Source organism: Natrialba magadii ATCC 43099 (assembly GCF_000025625.1).
Classification (GTDB): Archaea; Halobacteriota; Halobacteria; order Halobacteriales; family Natrialbaceae; genus Natrialba; species Natrialba magadii.
This window is the reverse complement of record NC_013922.1, coordinates 2,657,790-2,675,425: the sequence shown is the minus strand read 5'-3', so window position 1 is coordinate 2,675,425 and position 17,636 is coordinate 2,657,790. Positions and strand designations below refer to the sequence as shown.

At 59.0% G+C, this 17,636-nt stretch carries 14 protein-coding genes and 1 pseudogene; 4 read left to right on the top strand and 11 right to left on the bottom strand.

All coding sequences use genetic code 11. The features are described from left to right. Positions 1–47: 47 nt before the first annotated feature. The 3 genes and pseudogenes from NMAG_RS22465 to NMAG_RS21670 form a co-directional block, all read right to left on the bottom strand. Positions 48–683, bottom strand: a complete 636-nt coding sequence (locus NMAG_RS22465; protein ID WP_237076784.1) for a hypothetical protein — start codon at positions 681–683, stop codon at positions 48–50. A 59-nt stretch (positions 684–742) separates the two neighbouring features. Continuing rightward, positions 743–989: pseudogene (locus tag NMAG_RS22460) on the bottom strand (IS630 family transposase); the annotation flags it as partial. Positions 990–1,100: 111 nt separating this feature from the next. Then, positions 1,101–2,123, bottom strand: coding sequence for a chymotrypsin family serine protease (locus tag NMAG_RS21670; protein ID WP_012996696.1), 1,023 nt, complete (start codon positions 2,121–2,123; stop codon positions 1,101–1,103). An 85-nt stretch (positions 2,124–2,208) separates the two neighbouring features. On the opposite strand from NMAG_RS21670, the gene NMAG_RS21000 reads away from it, so the two are divergent. Further along, positions 2,209–3,209 (top strand): IS630-like element ISNma5 family transposase gene (locus NMAG_RS21000; protein WP_012996695.1). Its coding sequence is split into 2 segments (ribosomal slippage): positions 2,209–2,701 and positions 2,701–3,209, totalling 1,002 coding nucleotides; the frame shifts between segments, so codons are not numbered across the junction. Here NMAG_RS21000 and NMAG_RS21665 read toward each other — a convergent pair. The 3 genes from NMAG_RS21665 to thiC form a co-directional block, all read right to left on the bottom strand. Continuing rightward, positions 3,181–3,408, bottom strand: coding sequence for a hypothetical protein (locus NMAG_RS21665; RefSeq protein WP_148221914.1), 228 nt, complete (start codon positions 3,406–3,408; stop codon positions 3,181–3,183). The two genes, NMAG_RS21000 and NMAG_RS21665, sit on opposite strands and share 29 nt — an antisense overlap. Positions 3,409–3,575: 167 nt before the next feature. Further along, the gene (locus NMAG_RS12480) at positions 3,576–4,484 is read right to left on the bottom strand and encodes a PhzF family phenazine biosynthesis protein (RefSeq protein ID WP_004215203.1); all 909 of its coding nucleotides are present in this window, start codon (positions 4,482–4,484) and stop codon (positions 3,576–3,578) included. A gap of 118 nt (positions 4,485–4,602) precedes the next feature. After that, positions 4,603–6,114 carry a phosphomethylpyrimidine synthase ThiC gene (gene thiC / locus NMAG_RS12475; protein WP_012996694.1) on the bottom strand — a complete coding sequence of 504 codons (1,512 nt, stop codon included), beginning with the start codon at positions 6,112–6,114 and terminating at the stop codon, positions 4,603–4,605. 151 nt (positions 6,115–6,265) lie between these two features. Between thiC and NMAG_RS12470 the strand changes: the two genes are divergently transcribed. Continuing rightward, complete coding sequence (locus tag NMAG_RS12470) at positions 6,266–6,976, top strand: phosphoribosyltransferase (RefSeq protein WP_004215205.1); 711 nt, start codon at positions 6,266–6,268, stop codon at positions 6,974–6,976. Between the two features lie 62 nt (positions 6,977–7,038). Here the strand turns inward: NMAG_RS12470 and NMAG_RS12465 are convergent, their stop codons facing one another. Further along, the gene (locus NMAG_RS12465) at positions 7,039–8,616 is read right to left on the bottom strand and encodes an MATE family efflux transporter (RefSeq protein WP_004215207.1); all 1,578 of its coding nucleotides are present in this window, start codon (positions 8,614–8,616) and stop codon (positions 7,039–7,041) included. A 133-nt stretch (positions 8,617–8,749) separates the two neighbouring features. Here NMAG_RS12465 and mtnP point away from each other — a divergent pair, with 133 nt between their 5' ends. Both mtnP and NMAG_RS12455 read left to right on the top strand, forming a co-directional pair. Next, positions 8,750–9,610, top strand: coding sequence for an S-methyl-5'-thioadenosine phosphorylase (mtnP, locus tag NMAG_RS12460; RefSeq protein WP_004215208.1), 861 nt, complete (start codon positions 8,750–8,752; stop codon positions 9,608–9,610). 310 nt (positions 9,611–9,920) lie between these two features. Beyond that, complete coding sequence (locus tag NMAG_RS12455) at positions 9,921–10,991, top strand: hypothetical protein (RefSeq protein WP_004215210.1); 1,071 nt, start codon at positions 9,921–9,923, stop codon at positions 10,989–10,991. A 225-nt stretch (positions 10,992–11,216) separates the two neighbouring features. Here the strand turns inward: NMAG_RS12455 and NMAG_RS12450 are convergent, their stop codons facing one another. The 4 genes from NMAG_RS12450 to NMAG_RS12435 form a co-directional block, all read right to left on the bottom strand. After that, positions 11,217–12,434, bottom strand: a complete 1,218-nt coding sequence (locus tag NMAG_RS12450) for a segregation and condensation protein A (protein WP_012996693.1) — start codon at positions 12,432–12,434, stop codon at positions 11,217–11,219. Then, positions 12,427–15,996, bottom strand: coding sequence for a chromosome segregation protein SMC (gene smc / locus NMAG_RS12445; protein ID WP_004215212.1), 3,570 nt, complete (start codon positions 15,994–15,996; stop codon positions 12,427–12,429). The genes NMAG_RS12450 and smc overlap by 8 nt, the downstream gene beginning before the upstream one ends. 130 nt (positions 15,997–16,126) lie before the next feature. Next, on the bottom strand, positions 16,127–16,444 hold the full coding sequence (locus NMAG_RS12440) for a DUF7518 family protein (protein WP_004215213.1): 318 nt from the start codon (positions 16,442–16,444) through the stop codon (positions 16,127–16,129). A 345-nt stretch (positions 16,445–16,789) separates the two neighbouring features. Then, a complete protein-coding gene (locus NMAG_RS12435) occupies positions 16,790–17,503 on the bottom strand; it encodes a helix-turn-helix domain-containing protein (RefSeq protein ID WP_004215215.1) in 714 nt (237 codons plus the stop codon). Positions 17,504–17,636: the final 133 nt, after the last annotated feature.

The window sequence follows — 17,636 nt, the reverse complement described above, 5'->3', positions numbered from 1 at the left end:
TGTTAGAGCCAGTTCCGCAGTACTACCGAAGAGCGTTCGAATTTATCTCAACCCCCTCTGTCCCATCGGATGACGATGTTGGTGAGCAATTTCTCAAGGGCGAACCCGATGGTACCCACGACGATCCCGACCAAAACGCCGAGCGCGATGCCCTCGAGTAGCCCACCGAGTACCGACCCACCGTCACCCATTGGGGTTCCACCGATTATAATTGGGGACAGGAAACCAGCAGTCGGCATCGCAACGACGTACCAACATATTGCCAATCCATTATTGGAATGTGCTGCCAGAATACTTGTCCCTATCAGTGTGAAGACACCAAATAGAACAAGACCATCTGCACCGAGTTCAACGATCTCAATTAATATAATGAGGGTAGAAAAGACGACAAGGACTGATAAAAACCCTACGGCAAGACCCGTCGTCACAGGCCGAGTTCCTCCAGTGGATACAACAAGTAGTCCGACTAAACTTGCTATAAGTACAACAAATGCTATATAAACTATGATTGGCATATCAAACGCTTCTTGTTGTGATAATCCCATTCTTTGGATTGATTGGGAAAAGAGGATTCCGAGAACAACAAATGAAGTAATCCCAGAGATCACCACAGTTTGTAGATTTGTTGGATCAGACCCTAGGAATAGTGTACGATATTTTTCTACTCGTTCTTTCTCCATCACAGCATATATAAATGTTCAATAAGTATTAATACTTCCCATACAATAGATTGCAACAGCCATTAGGAATGACCCGCCGTTTCTGATACGGAACTGATCAAAGTAGAGTCAATCGCTGTTGTGAGTTAAGAAGTGAGTCGGGGAACCGATTGCTACGTACTTATTGAAGTTGTCTCCAGCCTTCTTCGATCGGATTTACTTCATATTGATATCTTCGGAACATGACAAACTCAGGTCATTATGGGCCGCTAAGTCCGTGACGGTTGCCGCTTGGTAGTGTGATACACTGTCTAGAACTACGATCAAGTTACGGATTAGGTGAAGGCCATCCAATCACCCAGTAAGGAACAAGTCACTAACTATTTCGGTTCTCAAGTCATCCAGAAGACTATCCCATATGTCAGTTCTGTAATAACAGTATTATGACCGTGGTCGATAAGATGGGTCGCTGAATCTATAGTCATAATCCTGATGAAGAACATATGCTGCCGTCCCAAAAGCATAGTCCCCCACATAGCCATAGGACGGCCAACCTCCATCAAGTCCTCCCGCAATCAAGATCTCGTCGGCAGAAGTGTACTCATCAGTATATACTGGAGAACCACTATCACCATCCTTGGAATCATCTTCTGTACCCCATCTTAACTGGTTAGTACGTCTCGTTCCACAAGTTCCTAGATATGGGAAAACAGTGCCATTGTATGCCTTAACTTCGCCACTTGTTACTCCTGTTACTTGTCCTGATTTCTTCACCTGTTCTCCATTACTCTCCATATCTGATAAGCCATCCTTGGAAATGCTTCCTACAATAGGACTTGACTCACCATTAATAGAGAAATCTGGTGTGTATCCATCTTCTGGATCAACTACTGCAAAGTCATTAGAACAACTTGCGTCAATCACTTCTCCAATTTCCGATGAAAAGGAAGAGCCGCCAGTGTGCAGTTTATCCCCTTCTGAGAGCCCTCCGCCCGTTCTAAATAACTCATCACCAAAATCGGACATTTCGGCACCGATATGTTCACATGTTAGAAAGTATCTGTCCGAAGCGTTTCCGGATTTCCATACTGGTGTTGCTAGTGTACCTGCGGATCCATCACCGTTCCCACAGCGGTCACCTCCGCCGATATAATTGGACTGTGGCTCAGTTCTACCAGATTTATTTGGGTCTTTATCTGAGTCCTCTGCTTTCTCTTTTGGTTCTAGATTTGTTACTTTTATGGGTACTCCATTGGACTCTACATATCCTAAGGGAAGTGTTTCATCACTAGTCGATTCAATCTCAATAAACGGCTTTTGTCCATCAATTGTGCCTGCGGAAACCCAAACACCTTTGACATTGTCATCCGATAATTGATGGTTGTGTATGTTATCTCCGTTAAGGAAATCGTAATATACATTTCTGGCTTTTGTGAGATTATCATACCATCGTGCTGGCACCATTTTTTCAATGCTTTCAACGTCTTGATTGGGATCTCCGCTATAGTAACCGTTAGAATTTTCCGCCCAGATATTGTTATTGTAGTCAATGGACCATCTCGACGAGATCTCCGTCGAAGAACTCCAAGACGCTCTCGACAGGGTTGAGGATAACAAGCCGACACAGCGCTTACTAGCGGCGATCGCGTACAAAAACGGCGTTACGCAGACCGAACTTGCAGAGTGGCACGACACCGGTCGAAGAACGATCTACAGCTGGCTCATGCGACTCGATACGGACGAACCGTTTGAGCAAGCCGTTTCTGATGCTCACCGATCCGGAAGAAACCGGAAGCTCTCAGAAACACAGCAGGAAGAATTCGAACAAACCGTTCACGAACCTCCCAAGGAAGTCGGGATCGACGCGCCGGCGTGGACGCCGGCGCTCGTCCAGCAATATCTTGACGAGACGTACGATGTCGAGTATTCGATCCCGAGCTGCCGGCGGTTGCTCAAAGAAGCGGGATTGAGCTATCAAAAACCACGCCGTACAGCCGCCGAATCTGATGCTGACGAGCAAGAAACCTTCCGCGAAGAGTTCAAAAAAAGCGGCGGGAGATGGACGCCACAGTAGTCTGTATCGATCAAACCAAAAAATCCGTGCAAGTCGAGCCGCGTGCCGCGTGGTTTCCTCGCGGCACGCGGCCGGCCGTCAAATTATCCGGCCAACGCGACTGGACGTGCCTACTGGGCGCGATCACCGAAGACGGTGATCGCTTTTTCGCTCGATTCGAAGAGTACGTAACCGCCGAACACGCCAAACATTTCATTCTTGCATTATGTGAAGAATTTGAAGATGATCTGCTCATCGTACTGGATGGAGCGCCGTATTTCCAGGCGTCGGCCGTCACGGACCTGGCGGCCCGTGACGACCTCGACTTCGTCACGTTACCGGCGTACTCGCCAGAGCTCAATCCTGTCGAGGAGTGCTGGAGACAACTCCAAGCCGCTCTCAGCAACCGTTTCTTTGAGTCACTCGACGATCTTACAACGGCGATTGATACAGCTCTTGACCAAATCTCTATACCAAAAGTGAGCAATTATTTCTAACTTTTACTATAGTTCGGTGTCCGACTACAATTGGTACTTCATCTCTCTCAGCTGCTGCAACGCTATCTGAAGAGAGCGATATGGCAGACCCGACAGAAAAACCTGCTGCTACAAGAGTAGACATGAATGCTCTCTTATTCATTTTATCAATGCTCGTTTCGTTGTGGATTGAGGACGGTAACTTATCCTTCATAACCATAGGCGGTTATACATGGTGATGTAACTTAATTGTTCCTAAAGTGTATTGTATATGAATAAAGGCAGAATACATCACTATATATTAAATAATGGGGAGTCTTATGTATTGTTATTCAGGTGATGCTTTCGCCCCCATACCCATATATAACAGCATGGGAAATGGATCAATTAAGCTTCGAGAATCTCGTCCTCGTCGTCCTTGGGGATCACGATCGAGCCATCGAGTGTGGTCACCCCGCGCCCACCGACGCGAACCGTGCTCCCCTCGAGTTGCACCCGCACGTAGCCAGGCCGGTCGACGTAGTGGCCCTGCTCGAGTCGGAGTTCCTCAGGCAGGTCGTCGTCGAACGCCCCGAAGTGGTCGAGGTAGGCCGCGACTGCGCCGCTCGCGGTGCCGGTGACGGGGTCCTCAGGAATGCCAGCACCAGGCGCGAACATTCGTCCGTGCAGCGTCGACTCTCGGTCGAGCGCGTCGAATGTAAACAGATAGACGCCGGCCGCGTCGAACTCGTCGGTGAGTTCCTCGACGGCAGCCATATCAGGCGCTGCGTCGCCGAGATCCGAGAGATACGTGATCGGAACGACGAGGAACGGCAGTCCCGTCGAGGACACCGCGAGGGGAATGTCGTCGCGCGCGCCCTCGAGTGCGGCCTGCTCGACGCCGAGAACCTCGGCGGCGCGGGCGTAGGAGAGGTCGACCTCACGGACCTGCGGGGTGTTCTGCGTCATCCAGACCGTGCCGTCGTCGCTGACATCGATGTCGAGAACGCCGACGTTCGTCTCGAGTGTGGTGGTGCCAGGCTCCAGCCCCTCCTCGTGGAGATGAGCGAACGAGCCGATCGTTGCGTGGCCACAGAGGTCGACCTCCTGTGTCGGTGTGAAGTACTGGACGCGGTAGTCGGCCTCGTCGCTCGCCTGCAGAAAGGCGGTTTCGCTTACGGCCATCTCGTCGGCGATGGCCTGCATCTGGCTCTCCGAGAGGTTGTCGGCGTCGGGGACGACGCCGGCCGGGTTGCCGGTGCACGGGTCATCGGTGAAGGCGTCGACCTGGAGAATTCGCGTGGTCGTCGTGCTCATAGGGTGACGTTTCACGCGGGGGTATTCATTGTTTCACTCTCGTCCGACCACGTGTACGAAGGACGTGTCTCGAGTTGTATCGAGTGTCAACGACGGGGTGGTTATCGGTTGCGTGCCATCAGCCGTCGCTCTCTGCTCCAGTCTCTGTAGTCAACTCGAGTTCCGCCTCGGTTTCATCGATTCCGTTGCCTTTCTCGACACCATCGGCTGGTCCGTCGTCACTGCCCGCGCCGAACAGTTCCGACGCCGCACCCTCGTGGGTGCCGACTGGTGGGAGATTGACGGCGGCGGCCGGTGATGCGTCGAGGTCCGTTTTCGTGTCCGTCTCGAGGGCCGCCATCTCGCCGGCCGCTCGCGCGTCTTGATCGATCCGCATCGAGCAGAACTCGACGCCACACATGGAGCAGAAGCGCGCCTCCTTGTAGTTATCCTCGGGGAGCGTCTGATCGTGGGAGTCGCGTGCCCGGTCGGGGTCCAGCGCGAGGCGGAACTGCTCGCGCCAGTCGAACGCGTATCGCGCCTCCGAAAGGGCGTCGTCCCAGTCGCGTGCGCCGGGTCGTTCGTTCCCGATGTCGCCCGCGTGGGCGGCGATCCGGTAGGCTGCCAGCCCATCGCGAACGTCCTCCTCGTCCGGCAATCCGAGGTGCTCCTTTGGCGTCACGTAACAGAGCATCGCCGCACCGGCCTGTGCCGCCATCGCCGCACCAATCGCGCTCGTGATGTGGTCGTAGCCGGGCGCGATGTCAGTCACCAGCGGCCCGAGGACGTAGAACGGCGCGCCGTCGCAGACTTCCTGCTGGCGCTCGACGTTCTCCGCAACTTTGTGCATCGGGATGTGGCCCGGCCCTTCGACCATCACCTGCACGTCCTTCTCCCAGGCGCGGCGAGTCAGTTCGCCCAGTGTGTCGAGTTCGGCGTACTGTGCTTCGTCACACGCGTCTGCGAGCGATCCTGGGCGGAGGCTGTCTCCGAGACTGAACGTCACGTCGTGCTCGGCGAAGATCTCGCAGATTTCGTCGTAGACCTGAAAGAGCGGGTTCTGTTCGCCGTTCTCCTCCATCCACTTCGCCATGATCGAGCCACCGCGGGAGACGATTCCCGTGGTTCGGCCCTCGGTCAACGGGAGGTGTTCCGCCAGAATTCCGGCGTGGATCGTCATGTAGTCGACGCCCTGCTCGGCCTGTTTTTCGATGACCTCCAGCAGCAGGTCTGTCGTGATGTCCCCTGGACTCTCGGCTCGTTTGACGGCCTCGTACAGCGGCACTGTTCCGATCGGCACCGGAGAGTGCTCAATGTGCATCTCGCGAATCTCGTCTAAGTCCGTTCCCGTACTGAGATCCATCACCGTATCCGCGCCGTAGTGAACTGCTGTGTGGAGCTTCTCGAGTTCAGTCTCGCGGTCGCTTGTCGTCTCGCTGTTCCCGATGTTTGCGTTGACCTTCGTGGCGAACTCGCGGCCGATGATCATCGGATCGAGTGCGTCGTGATGCCGGTTGGCCGGGATCACGGCCTGTCCGTCAGCAACTTGCTGGCGGACGAACTCGGAGTCGCGGTTCTCGCGAGTGGCGACGCGTTCCATCTCTGTGGTTACGGTTCCGTTTTGGGCAGCAGCTAGCTGGGTTCGACCCATGGATAACTAGGTTGTATTACTAGATTATAAATTCGTGGCACCGATCGATGCCCCGGTGTTCGGGACGTGGGGTCTCGCCCCGTTCGTCACGGGCCGCATTTCAGCCCACTTATGGGGATTGCCCCGTTCTGTTCACCCAGGTGGCCACCAGATGTCCGATCTACCGGACGATTTCGACTGTACGATAACGAACTGGGAATACATCTACAGCCTGTGTCGCGACGTCAGCGACGAGGTTCGTCACGACGAGTTCGAACCAGACGTCATCGTCGCCCTCGCACGCGGTGGCTGGTTCGCGGGCCGATGTCTCTGTGACTTCCTGGGGCTGAACGACCTGACGAGCCTGAAGATGGAACACTACGTCGGCACCGCCGAGAAGACCGGCGAGCCGACCGTCCGCTACCCGATGCCGGAAGGCAGCGTCGAGGGCAAGGACGTGCTGATTATCGACGACATCGCAGACACCGGTGGCTCGATCAAGCGCGCTCACGAGTACGTCGAAGAACGAAACGCCGGCGAAGTCCGTACGGCGACCCTGCAACTACTCGGCACGAGCGAGTTCGACCCCGACTACGTCGGCGAGCGACTCGAGGAGTGGACCTGGATCGTCTACCCCTGGAACTTCATCGAAGATATGATCGACCTGATCTCGGGTGCGATGGAGCAGGCCGAGCAGGAGTCGTTCTCGGCGGACGAGATCCGCCACTACCTCGCGGAGTTCCACGGCATCGAACGCATCGAGATGGAGATTGCCCAGCCCAACCGCGTGACCGAGGTGCTCTCGGAGATGGAGCGACGCGACGTAATCGAAATGACCGAACCCGGGAAGTGGGCGCTGTGTGCAGAGACTGACTCAGAGTAACGAATAGTCGGCGCGTAGCGAACGGTAGTGGCGCTACTTTTACACCCCATCAGTCGAGAACGTCAGTCGAGCGTCGGCTCACGCTTGCCCTCGTTCCCGTCCGCTACTGGCGGCTCTGGAGCGTCCGTGTCTTCACTCTTCTCCACGTCCATTCCTTCGTCCACGTCGTCGTTCCCGTCATCATCATCATCATCATCCGGGTCGTCGCCGTTGTCTTTCCCCGAATCGTCGCCTGTGTCTTCATCCGAATCGTCGACGATCGACTCCTTCCAGGTCCCGCGGGTGAACCACGCGGTCGCCGCGATAGCGCCCACGATATCGCCGGTGACGACGCCCGCCCAGATCCCGGTCGGCCCCCAGCCGGCGACGAACGCCAGATAGTACGTCACAGGGACGCGAACGAGCCACAGGCCGAAGACAGCAAACGCGAGCGCTGTCTTCGTGTTCCCTGCACCGCGGAACGCACCCTGTACGACCTGCATAACACCCATGAAAACGAACGCGACCGCCGAAAACTGCAGGTAGGTCACCCCGTAGTCGATAATCGTCGCGCGTCCCTCTTCCTCCGCCAGCAGGAACACCGAAACGAACGGCTCCGGGAACAGAAACGCAACCAGTGCCGAGACGAACATGATCGAGCCGACCACACCCGCAGCTATGCCGACGGCTCGCTCTGCCCGATCTGCCATCCCCGCGCCCAAATTCTGGCCGACAATCGAGTCAGTTGCTTGTCCCATTCCGAGCGCCGGCAGGAACGCCAGCGAGACCAGCCGGTTCCCGAGGCCGTACGCCGCGACGACCTCCGGCGGGAACGTCACGACGATCGCCGTCATCGCGACCAGCGCCATCGCCGTCATCGACTGCTCCAGCGCCGTCGGCACACCGAGGCGCGTGATTTCTCGGACGTACTCGAGTCGGGGCCGAATATGGGCGGCCTCAATTTCGGGGCCGACGTCGGTGTAGTACAGCAGGTAGAAGCCGATCGCTGTCGCGACGCCGCGGGAGATGACGGTTGCGACGGCGGCACCGGCGACTTCGAGACGGGGCAGCGGTCCGACGCCGAAGATGAGCAGTGGGTCGATAGCGAGGTTGATGATGACGCTGATGAACATCACTCGCATCGGTGCGCGCGTGTTGCCGTAGCCGCGCATGAGCGCGACAAAGACGAAGAAGCCGAACACGAACGGCAGCCCCAGGAAGAAGATCTGGAGGTAGTCCGCCGCGAGCGGGATGATCGCCTCGTCGGTCTGTGGATCCGCGGGCAGCGCCTCGAGCATCGGGACGGTGAGGAAGTAGCCGAGGATTCCGAGTCCGATGGCGACAAGCGAGATGAACGAGAGCGTCTGGCCGGCGATCAAACCGCCTTTGCCACTTTCTGCACCTGTGTGCTGGGCGATCAAGATCGCACCGGCCGTCGTGAAGCCGCTGCCGACTGCGATCAGGAGGAATAACAGCGGGAACGCGAGGCTCACCGCACCGACCGCGTCGCCTGAGAGTGCACCGAGCCAGATCGTGTCGCCCACGTTGTAGGCGACCTGCAGCAACTGGATGACGACGAGCGGCCAGGCCAGCTTGAACATCGGACCAACCAACTCCCCCTCAGTGAGAGAGCCGTTATCCGAGTTCTCGCTGGAAGACATACCAGATCACAGTCGTTCATCGTACTTGACCACTTGGGAGATGTGGTATCGTACTGCACTGACTCGCGCACACGCACGGAATCCGTCCGGAAAACCCGGGCCGTTTACAGTGATTCGCCAACCACGTGCCAGCATGACTATCGGCGTCATCGGCGGCAGCGGCATCTACGAGGCACTGCCACTCGAGAACACCCGCACCGAATCGGTCTCGACTCCCTACGGCGAGCCGAGCGAAGACGTAACGCTCGGCGAACTCGCCGGCAACGAGGTCGCATTCTTGCCGCGCCACGGCGAGGACCACCAGCACACGCCGACGGATGCACAGTACCGCGCGAACATCTACGCGCTCAAGTCTGTCGGCGTCGATCGCGTCATCTCGACGAACGCGGTCGGGAGTCTGCGCGAGGACCTGCCGCCACAGACGCTCGTCGTTCCGGACCAGACGTTCGACCGGACGAAACACCGCTCTCCGACGTTCTTCGGTGATGGCATCGTCGTCCACATGGGCTTTGCCGAACCGTACTGTCCCGCAATGGTCGACCACCTCGCGTCTGCGGCTGAGGCGGCGACCGACGCGGAAACAAAAACCGAACAGGGCGGCACCTACGTCTGCATCGAGGGCCCACAGTACTCGACGCGCGCCGAGAGCGAGTTTTACCGCGACCAGGGCTGGGATGTCGTCGGCATGACGACGATTCCGGAGGCCAAACTCGCCCGCGAGGCCGAACTGAGCTACGCGACCATCGCAGGCATCACCGACTACGACGTCTGGAAGCAAGATAGCGAGGTCACACTCGAGGAGGTACTCGAGAACGCTGCGGCCAACCAGGAGTCGATCAACGCGGTGATCGAAGCAGCGATCCGGACGATGCCCGAGGATTTCGAGAGCGACGCCTGGAGTGCACTCGAGGGGACGATCAACACGCCGACGGAGGCGATTCCGGACGAAACGCGCGAGCGGGTCGACCTGCTGGTTGGCGAGTATCTGGAGTGAGTGGGTGATTGGCGACAGTCCCCAGGAAGATTGCGCCGAGACGGTCTGTGAGTTTTGATTGGGGTCTGGCAGGAACGTTTTCGTCAGAGATACTGCCGCAGGGAAGGTTTTGAGGACTATCTCTAGGGCCGTTTGGTACCGATGTGGTGGGTTGGTTGGCGACCATGCGCCTCGAAACGAGCGGCTGTAGTCGATTGGTTTAGGTGTTTCCGGTGTCGACACTCCTGACAGTCTCAATAGTAATCTAAGTACCATTACTATAGTCGATAACTGATGAATACTGAAGGAGGTCGTCGTCGAACGTGTACCTATGTCGCAACGCCCGACACACTCCCCGCGCGGTACCGACGACCGATCGACCACTCCCACGCTGCGTTCGCGCCGCTCGGTCCTCTCTGGTGGCGCAGCAGTCGCCACGATTGCAATGGCCGGCTGTCTCGACGAACAGTCAACTGGCGGCGATGACAACGACGACAACGGTTCCAGTGACGATGACGGCAACGCGGACGATGGAAACGGCGACGGCACGAGTAGAGAGAGTGAGGAAACCCAACAGGAGGAACTCGAGGACGAACTGTTCGCCGTGCTGGACGCCTACTTCGAGGCCGCTGCAGAGGGCGACCTCGAGGCGATCGACGACGTGATGCACAGCCTGAATCCCTTGAATCCGGCCCAGTGGGAGGAAGACGGCTGGGAATACCAGGGTGGCGACGGCGAGGTGCCGTCCCCGTTCGAGGGTGAGATCGTGACCGCGGACGGGACCGTCGACGACGTGCTCGAACTCGAGGGCGCCGAGTTCTTGTTCATGGAAACCGACCTCGAGGCGGAACTCGCCGACGACCAGCTCGCACTCGTCCGGGCCGACGAGGACTGGCTCGAGCAAGCGGAAGCCGTCGCGGACGACGATGACGACGATAGCGTTGGCGTCGACTACGACTTCGAGGAGGAGCCCGAGGTCACGACCTGGGCGCTGGCCACCGAGGACGACGAGTGGCGGCTCCTCTTCATGGGGGCCGAAGAAGAAGAGCCGCCCGAGGACCCGACCGAGGCCTTCGAGGAGGAGATCATCGACGAAGATCAAGACGTCGTCGCGGAGATCGACTGGGAGCACGAACAGGACCAGCCGGAGGACCAGGACGACGAACACGGTCACCTCGACGACGTCGAGATGGCTCGCGTCGAATTCACGGACGAGCCCGGTATCGAGGCCGACGCCGTCCGGGCCGAATCCACGATCGACGGCGGCCACTTCGAAGTCGGGAGCAGCTGGTCTCGTTCCTGGGGAACCGTCACCTACCATCCTGAGGGCGACCAAATCGTCGTCAGAATCGCTCAGGACGGTGACGAGACGATTGTCCATCGGGAACACTACCTTCCCTGAGGCGGCCTGGTGGAGCTGGCGGACTCTCGTGTGGACGCAAACGCGGCTTCAGGTCGAGTCACGACGTGTTCAACTCCGTCGCTGACAGCTGCCAGTAGCCATCGTATTCAACTCCGTCGCTGACAGCTGCCAGTAGCCATCGTATTCAACTCCGTCGCTGACAGCTGCCAGTAGCCATCGTATTCAACCCCGTCAGTCAGTCCCGGTTCGCTTTTCGAGACCGGCTCAATCTGCAACCGCTTCTTCGGACTCTGCCTCGGGTGTCGCCTGCTGAACCCAGAGGTCACCGAACAGTTCGTCCTGTTCGAGCGTGATGCGACCGCGGTGGGCCAGAAAGAGCAACGCGAGATAGGTCATCACACGCGAGCCACCTTCTTCGTCGATTTCAGCGTACAGCACTTCATCACGTCCGTTCTCGTAGTGTTCCTCGAGTACGGCTTCGACGTCGTCGATCACCGTCTCGATGTCCTCCTCGTGGGTCGTATGCGTCACGTCGTCGCTCGTCGGCTCGTCGTCGACCCGGAAGTCATCGCCCGAGTGGTAGCTCAGTTCCTGCATCCCGCGGTCGTAGCCCCGTGGGGAATCGCTCGTGTCGTAGCTGCGAGATTCCTTCCACCAGGTGCCACGCTCTGCGCTACGGAGTTCCCGAACCAGTTCGTCGAGCGTCTCTGGCTTTCCGCGGACGTGCTTGCGCTCGAGTCGGCGCTCCATCTCGGCTTCGAGGCCTTCGACGGGGTCGAACCCGGGTGTGCCGTCCTCGTCGGGCGCGCCACCACCGTGGCCCATCGGCCCGTCGTCGGCGAACGGAGCCTCCCACGGCGGCAGTTCCTCTTCCTCGGGCTCGTCCGTCGCGAACAACTCGTCACTTTTCATCCGCAGCAGAACGCTCGCGTAGAACAGCGCCCGACCGGAGGTCCGCAGGTCGGCGTCGTCGAGCGCCGCCAGGAACTTGTCCGTCACCCGGACAACGTCGATGTCCCAGGGGTCGATTTCGCCGTCCTCGGCGAGCTGTACGAGGAGTTCGACGGGTTCGACCTCGTCTTCGTCGTCGCCGTCCGCGCCATCCCCGTCGCCAATTCCCTCTTCCACCGCAGACGACGGTTCAGACGACGATGCGGACTCGGCGAACTCGAGTACCGTCCCATCATCATTATCATCTTCTTCGTCGCTGGCTGTTCCCGGTCGCTCCCGGTCTTCGTGGCCGGCGATCTGGAGGGGGATGTCGTCGCCGCCGTCGGTGCGGAGTTCCGTGCGCTCTTGCGAGTCGCTTCGCACCCCGTTCGATTGTTCGGAGTCGCGTAGCGACTCCCTGCTCGCGGCGTTGCCGCTCGCACTTTTCGAGGAACTACGTTCCTCGCTCTCTCGCGGGTCGCTTCGCTCCCCGCTCGGTTTTTGGGAGGACCCCTGCGTCACCTTCGGTTCCTCGGGCCCCTCCCTAGTCATCAGCCGGCACCCCTTCACTCAAATCGATCCCCGTCACAGCACTCACGTTGTCGTCCTGCATCGTCACCCCAATCGCGCGCTGGGAGCGATCGAGCATCGCCGAGCGGTGTGAGACGACGACGAACTGGGCCTGCTCGGCCAGTTCCTCGACCATCTCGCCGATCCGCTCGGCGTTGACCGCATCGAGGAAGGCGTCGACCTCGTCCAGCGCGTAGAACGGTGCCGGATTGTGCCGCTGGATCGCGAAGATGAACGCCAGCGCGGTCAGGGACTTCTCGCCACCAGACATCGCATCCAGGCGCTGAATCGGTTTGTCACCCGGCTGTGCCTTCATCGTTAGCCCACCCTCGAACGGGTCGTCCTCGTCCTCGAGATGCAGCGTGCCGGTCCCCTCCGAAAGCTGCTCGAAAATCTCCGTGAAGTGCGAGGAGATCGCCGTGTAGGCGTCCATAAACGTCTGCTTCTTCTGGGTCTCGTACTGCTCGATCCGGTCGCGGATCCCCTCCGCTTCTTCGACGAGTGTCGCACGACCCTCCTCGAGTTCGTCGAGATCGCTGCGGACCTCGTCGTACTCGTCGATCGCGAGCATGTTGACCGGTTCCATCGCCTCCATATCGGCCTGCAGGAGGTCGATCATCTCGAGGACGGTCTCGTGATCGGGCACGTCCTCGGGGTCGTAGTCGCCGACCTCGGCTTCGAGGCTCTCGATCTCCCACTCCAGACTGGTGACACGCTCACGTTTGTCCTCGAGTTTGCTCTCGACGGCGTTGACGCGGTCCTGTTGCTGATCGCGGTTCGTGCGGGCCGCAGAGAGTTCCTCTTTGAGGTCGCTGCGCTCGCCCTTCAGCTCGGTGAGTTCGGCCTCGAGCTCCTCGACGGCCTCGTGTTTCGCCTCGAGTGTCTCGCGCTTCTCGGCGATTGCCTCCTCGTGCTCCGAAATCCGGTCTTCGTGCTCGGCCTTCCGGTTCTGGGCCGTTTCGATGTCGTCGTGGAGGTCTTCGATTGCGTCTTCTGCGTACTCCTTCTCGAGTCCGAGTTCGTTGAGTTTCCCGTCGAGATCCGCGATCGTGTCCTCGCGGTCGTCGATTTCGGCCTCGAGTTCCTCGATCTCTGCGGTGAGTTCCGGAATCTTCGAATCTGCGAGCTCGGTTTCGAGCTCGTCGATGTCGGCCTCGATGGCCTCGATCTCCTGGGTCTGCTCGTCGATCTCGGCGGCAATCTCGTTCATCCGCTCGTCGACCGACTCGCGCTCCTCGCGGAGCTCCTCGAGTTCGTGCTCGAGTGTCTCGATCTCGTCTTCGATAGCGTCGCGTTTCTCGTCGAGGGACTCGAGTTCGCTCTCGATCGAGCGCACCTCGTCTGCGGCGTCGGTCTTGCGGTCGCGGGCGTCGTCGAGGCGCTCTTCGACGCTGCGCAGGTCCTCACGGAGCGATTCGCGCTCTTCTTGCAGATCCGTAATCTGCTTGGCGACACGTTCTAACTGGCCTTCGCCGCCGCCGGTGAACGAGTAGCGCGACCCCTTCCGGGAGCCGCCGGTCATCGCGCCACTCTTCTCGACCAGGTCGCCGTCGAGGGTGACCATCCGGTAGTCGCCCATGTACGACCGGGCGGTTTCGATGTCCTCGACGACGAGGGTGTCACCGAGGACGTACGAGAAGACGCCGGCGAACTGGTCGTCGAAGTCGACGAGGTTGTACGCGAAGTCGACGACGCCCGGGTCGGTCGGCGCGTTCGGGAGCCCACGCTGGCTCATGTCCGTCAGCGGCAGGAAGGTCGCCCGACCCGCGTTTCTGGACTTCAGGTGCTCGATACACTGCTGGCCGACCACGTCGTCGTTGACGACGACGTTCGCGAGTCGACCGCCGGCGGCCGTCTCACAGGCCACGGCGTACTCGCCGGAGACGGTTCCGAGCTGGGCTACTGCCCCGTGAACGCCGTTGATTCCCGAGTTCAGGATCGTCGTCACCGCGCGACCGAACGAGGAGTCGCCGCTCTCGCCCGCGTTGGCCTCGAGTTCGGCGTACTCCTGCTGTTTGGCCTGGATTTTGTCGTCCAGCTCGTCCATCTCGGACTGTGTGCGGCGCTTCTCCGTTTTGAGGTCGTCGACGACTTCCGAGATGTTCGCGCGATTCTTCTCGGCCTTCTCGAGTTCCCGCTCGAGATCGCTGCGTCTGTTCTCGAGTTCCGGTAGTTCCTTGCGACGCTCTTCGATCGTATTTTCTTTCTCGCTGATCGTGTTCGAGCGGCGACGAGCCTCGTCGAGCAGGCGGTCTTGCTCGCGCTGGCGGTCGTTCTTCTCGGTTTTTGCCTCCTCGAGGTCGCTCTTTCGCTCCGCGAGATCGGCCTTGAGCTCGTCGAACTCGGTGTCGACGGCGTCGATTTCGGCCTCGAGTTCGTCCCGTTTCGTCTTTCGCTCCTGGATTTCCGTCTTGAGCTGGGCCTTCTCGAGTTTGTGCTCGCGCATCTCGTCCTCGAGTTCCTCGATGGTCTCTTGCTTGCGATCGATCTGGACGAACGCCTCGCGGCGCGTGGATTCGGCGTCCTCGATCTGTTCCTCGCTGGCCTCGATCTTGTCCTCGAGTCGGGAGATGTCGCCTTTGATCTCCTCGATTTCGCTCTTGATCCGGAGCTGTTCGTCCTCGCCCTTGCGCTCGATTTCGGCGTTCAGATCTTCCAGGTCCTCCTGTAGCCGGACGACTTTCCCCTGGCGCTCGTCGAGTTCGCGCTGGAGGTCTTCGAGATCGGACTCGAGGTCGTCGACCGAATCCTCGGCCGACTCGAGTTCGGCGCGTTTCTCCTCGAGTTCGCTTGCCTTCTTGTAGCCCTCGTACTCCTCCTTCTCGCGGCGGAGCCGCCGGTAGCGCATGGCCTGGCGGCGCTCGTCTGCGAGCTGGTCGAGGCGGTCGCGTTTCTCCTCGATACGCAGTTCGGCCTCGTCGATGCGTTCCTCGACGATCTCGAGTTCCTCGAAGGCGTCCTCCTTCTTCGCGTCGAACTCGGCGACGCCGGCGATTTCGTCGATGATCTGCCGGCGTGCGTGGGGCGTCATGTTGATAATTTCGGTCACGTCGCCCTGCATGACGACGTTGTAACCTTCCGGGGTGACGCCGGCCTGTGCGAGCAGATCCTGAATGTCGGAGAGATTGACCGCGCGGTCGTTCAGGTAGTAGTAGGAGTAGTAGTTGTCCTCTGTTTCCTTGACGCGGCGACGAATTCGGATTTCGTCGACGTCGCCGACGTCCTCGCTGCCCGCGGCGTTGACGACCTGCGAGCGGGAGAGCGTCTCGTCGGAGTTGTCGAGGATGACTTCGACGATGGCCTCGCGTGGCCCGGTAGAGTCCGAGCCGTCCTCGTGGCCGGGGTTGTAGATGAGATCAGTCAGTTTCTCCGCGCGAATGCCGCGGGTCCGTGCCAGTCCGAGCGCGAAGAGGACGGCGTCGATAATGTTCGACTTGCCCGAGCCATTCGGCCCGGTAACGACGGTGAAATCCTCGTAGAACGGAATCTTCGTTTTTCGACCGAAGCTCTTGAACTTGTCCAGAACGACTGCCTTGATATACATTTGTTGTCCGGGCCCTCCGTGCCGTCGGGGCTCGCAATCGGAGTCGACCAGCGAGTTGGCGAACGAGTCGGCCGCCACGCGGCCGCCTCAGGTCCCTCTTTCCGACTGCGAGACGCCGTACGCCGTGCAGTTATGCGACAATAATATCGTCGCTACCTGAGTCTTCCGCTTCGTCACCGGACTGGGCGTCTTCCGCCGCGTCGGTGTCGGCGTCTGCCGTCGCTTCTTCGACTTCTTCCGGTGCAGCTTCAGGCGTTTCGTCGATCTCGGTCGTTCCTGTCTCGTTCTGGCGGCGCTCTGGGACGCGCGTCGGCGTCTCCGTATCGAGTTCGGCCTCGAGAACGCGAATTCGCTCTTTGGCTTCGATGAGTTCGTCGGTCAGTCCCTCTACGGTCGACTCGAGTTCGGCGACCGTCGATTCGAGCTGCTCGACGCGATTGTTCGACATACGTTCTAGGCCTGTTGCCTGACACATAAACGTACGTCAGACACATATTCTCGGTTTGGCATATCGTGCGCATTCGCTCGGCGAGAACTGGGAGATGCCGACCGCGAGCGACTCTCCAGGTCGTCGACGAGACGGAGGCACCTCCGACGCAGTTGTGTAAACAGGCTCCACAGTTGTCGCCATACTGTAGACGGTCGGTGGTGTCGTTGGGTCCCGACATCCCTGGCAGATCGAGTTCAGAACGGCTCACTCCCAGACCAATCTCCGCCAGACGATTTACTCGCAGAACAAACCCGTTAGCAGAACAACGGCCGGCAGAATACCCGCCAGCAGAACAGCCCTCTGTCAGAACGACTCGTCGTCGATATCGTCCAGAACCGAAAGCGCCCCCTGCAGAATCTTCCGTTCGCTCCGACGGAGGTTCATCGAAACCGCCGTCTTCGAGATGCCGAAGTGATCTGCAAGTTCGCCAAGCGTCGTCTCGCGCGGCGTCTCGTAGTACCCGTTCTGTGACGCGATCCGGAACGTCTCGCGTTCAGTCTCGGTCAGTGACCGACAGCCCTCGAGCAATCGCATCGCACTACTCGAGTTATCGAGGAGATCGAACAGTGCCGCCGGGCCGAACTGATCTCGGTCCTCGACGTTGAACTCGTTGTGTCGCTCGAGTTCGGCGAGCGTGTGGTCCTCGTCCTCGTCACTGTCGAACCCGACGCGCCAGTGTTCGCGGCCGTTTTCGATCTGGAACGGACCGGTAATGTAGCCGCCGTTTCGCTGGATCGTCCGCATCGCGTTCGTCTCTTCGATGGTCGTCCCAATCTGGGCGACGTTCCCCCGCTTCGAGAGGACGTAACAGTCGGTCATGTTCGAGTGATTGCGGAGCGTGTGCAATCCGTTCTCGAGTGCACCTACCGAATCGCCCCGTGCAATGAGTCGTGTTTCGAGTGTTTCGTCGTCAGTGTCGAGTTGCCACTGGACGGCCGAGAAGGCGATATCGACGTCATCGGTCGTGTCGATGAACGGGCAATCGTACTGCCGCATGTCGATATCGAGATCGATCATTGCTAGGTATGACCTAGCAAACAGTTGTATTAATACTTATTATAATATATCCAGTCATCAGCCGCTGCGATAAACTGGTCGTGTGTTCTGTTGATATGTTAACGCCTGTGTTTAGCGTCATCTAGACGGAGTT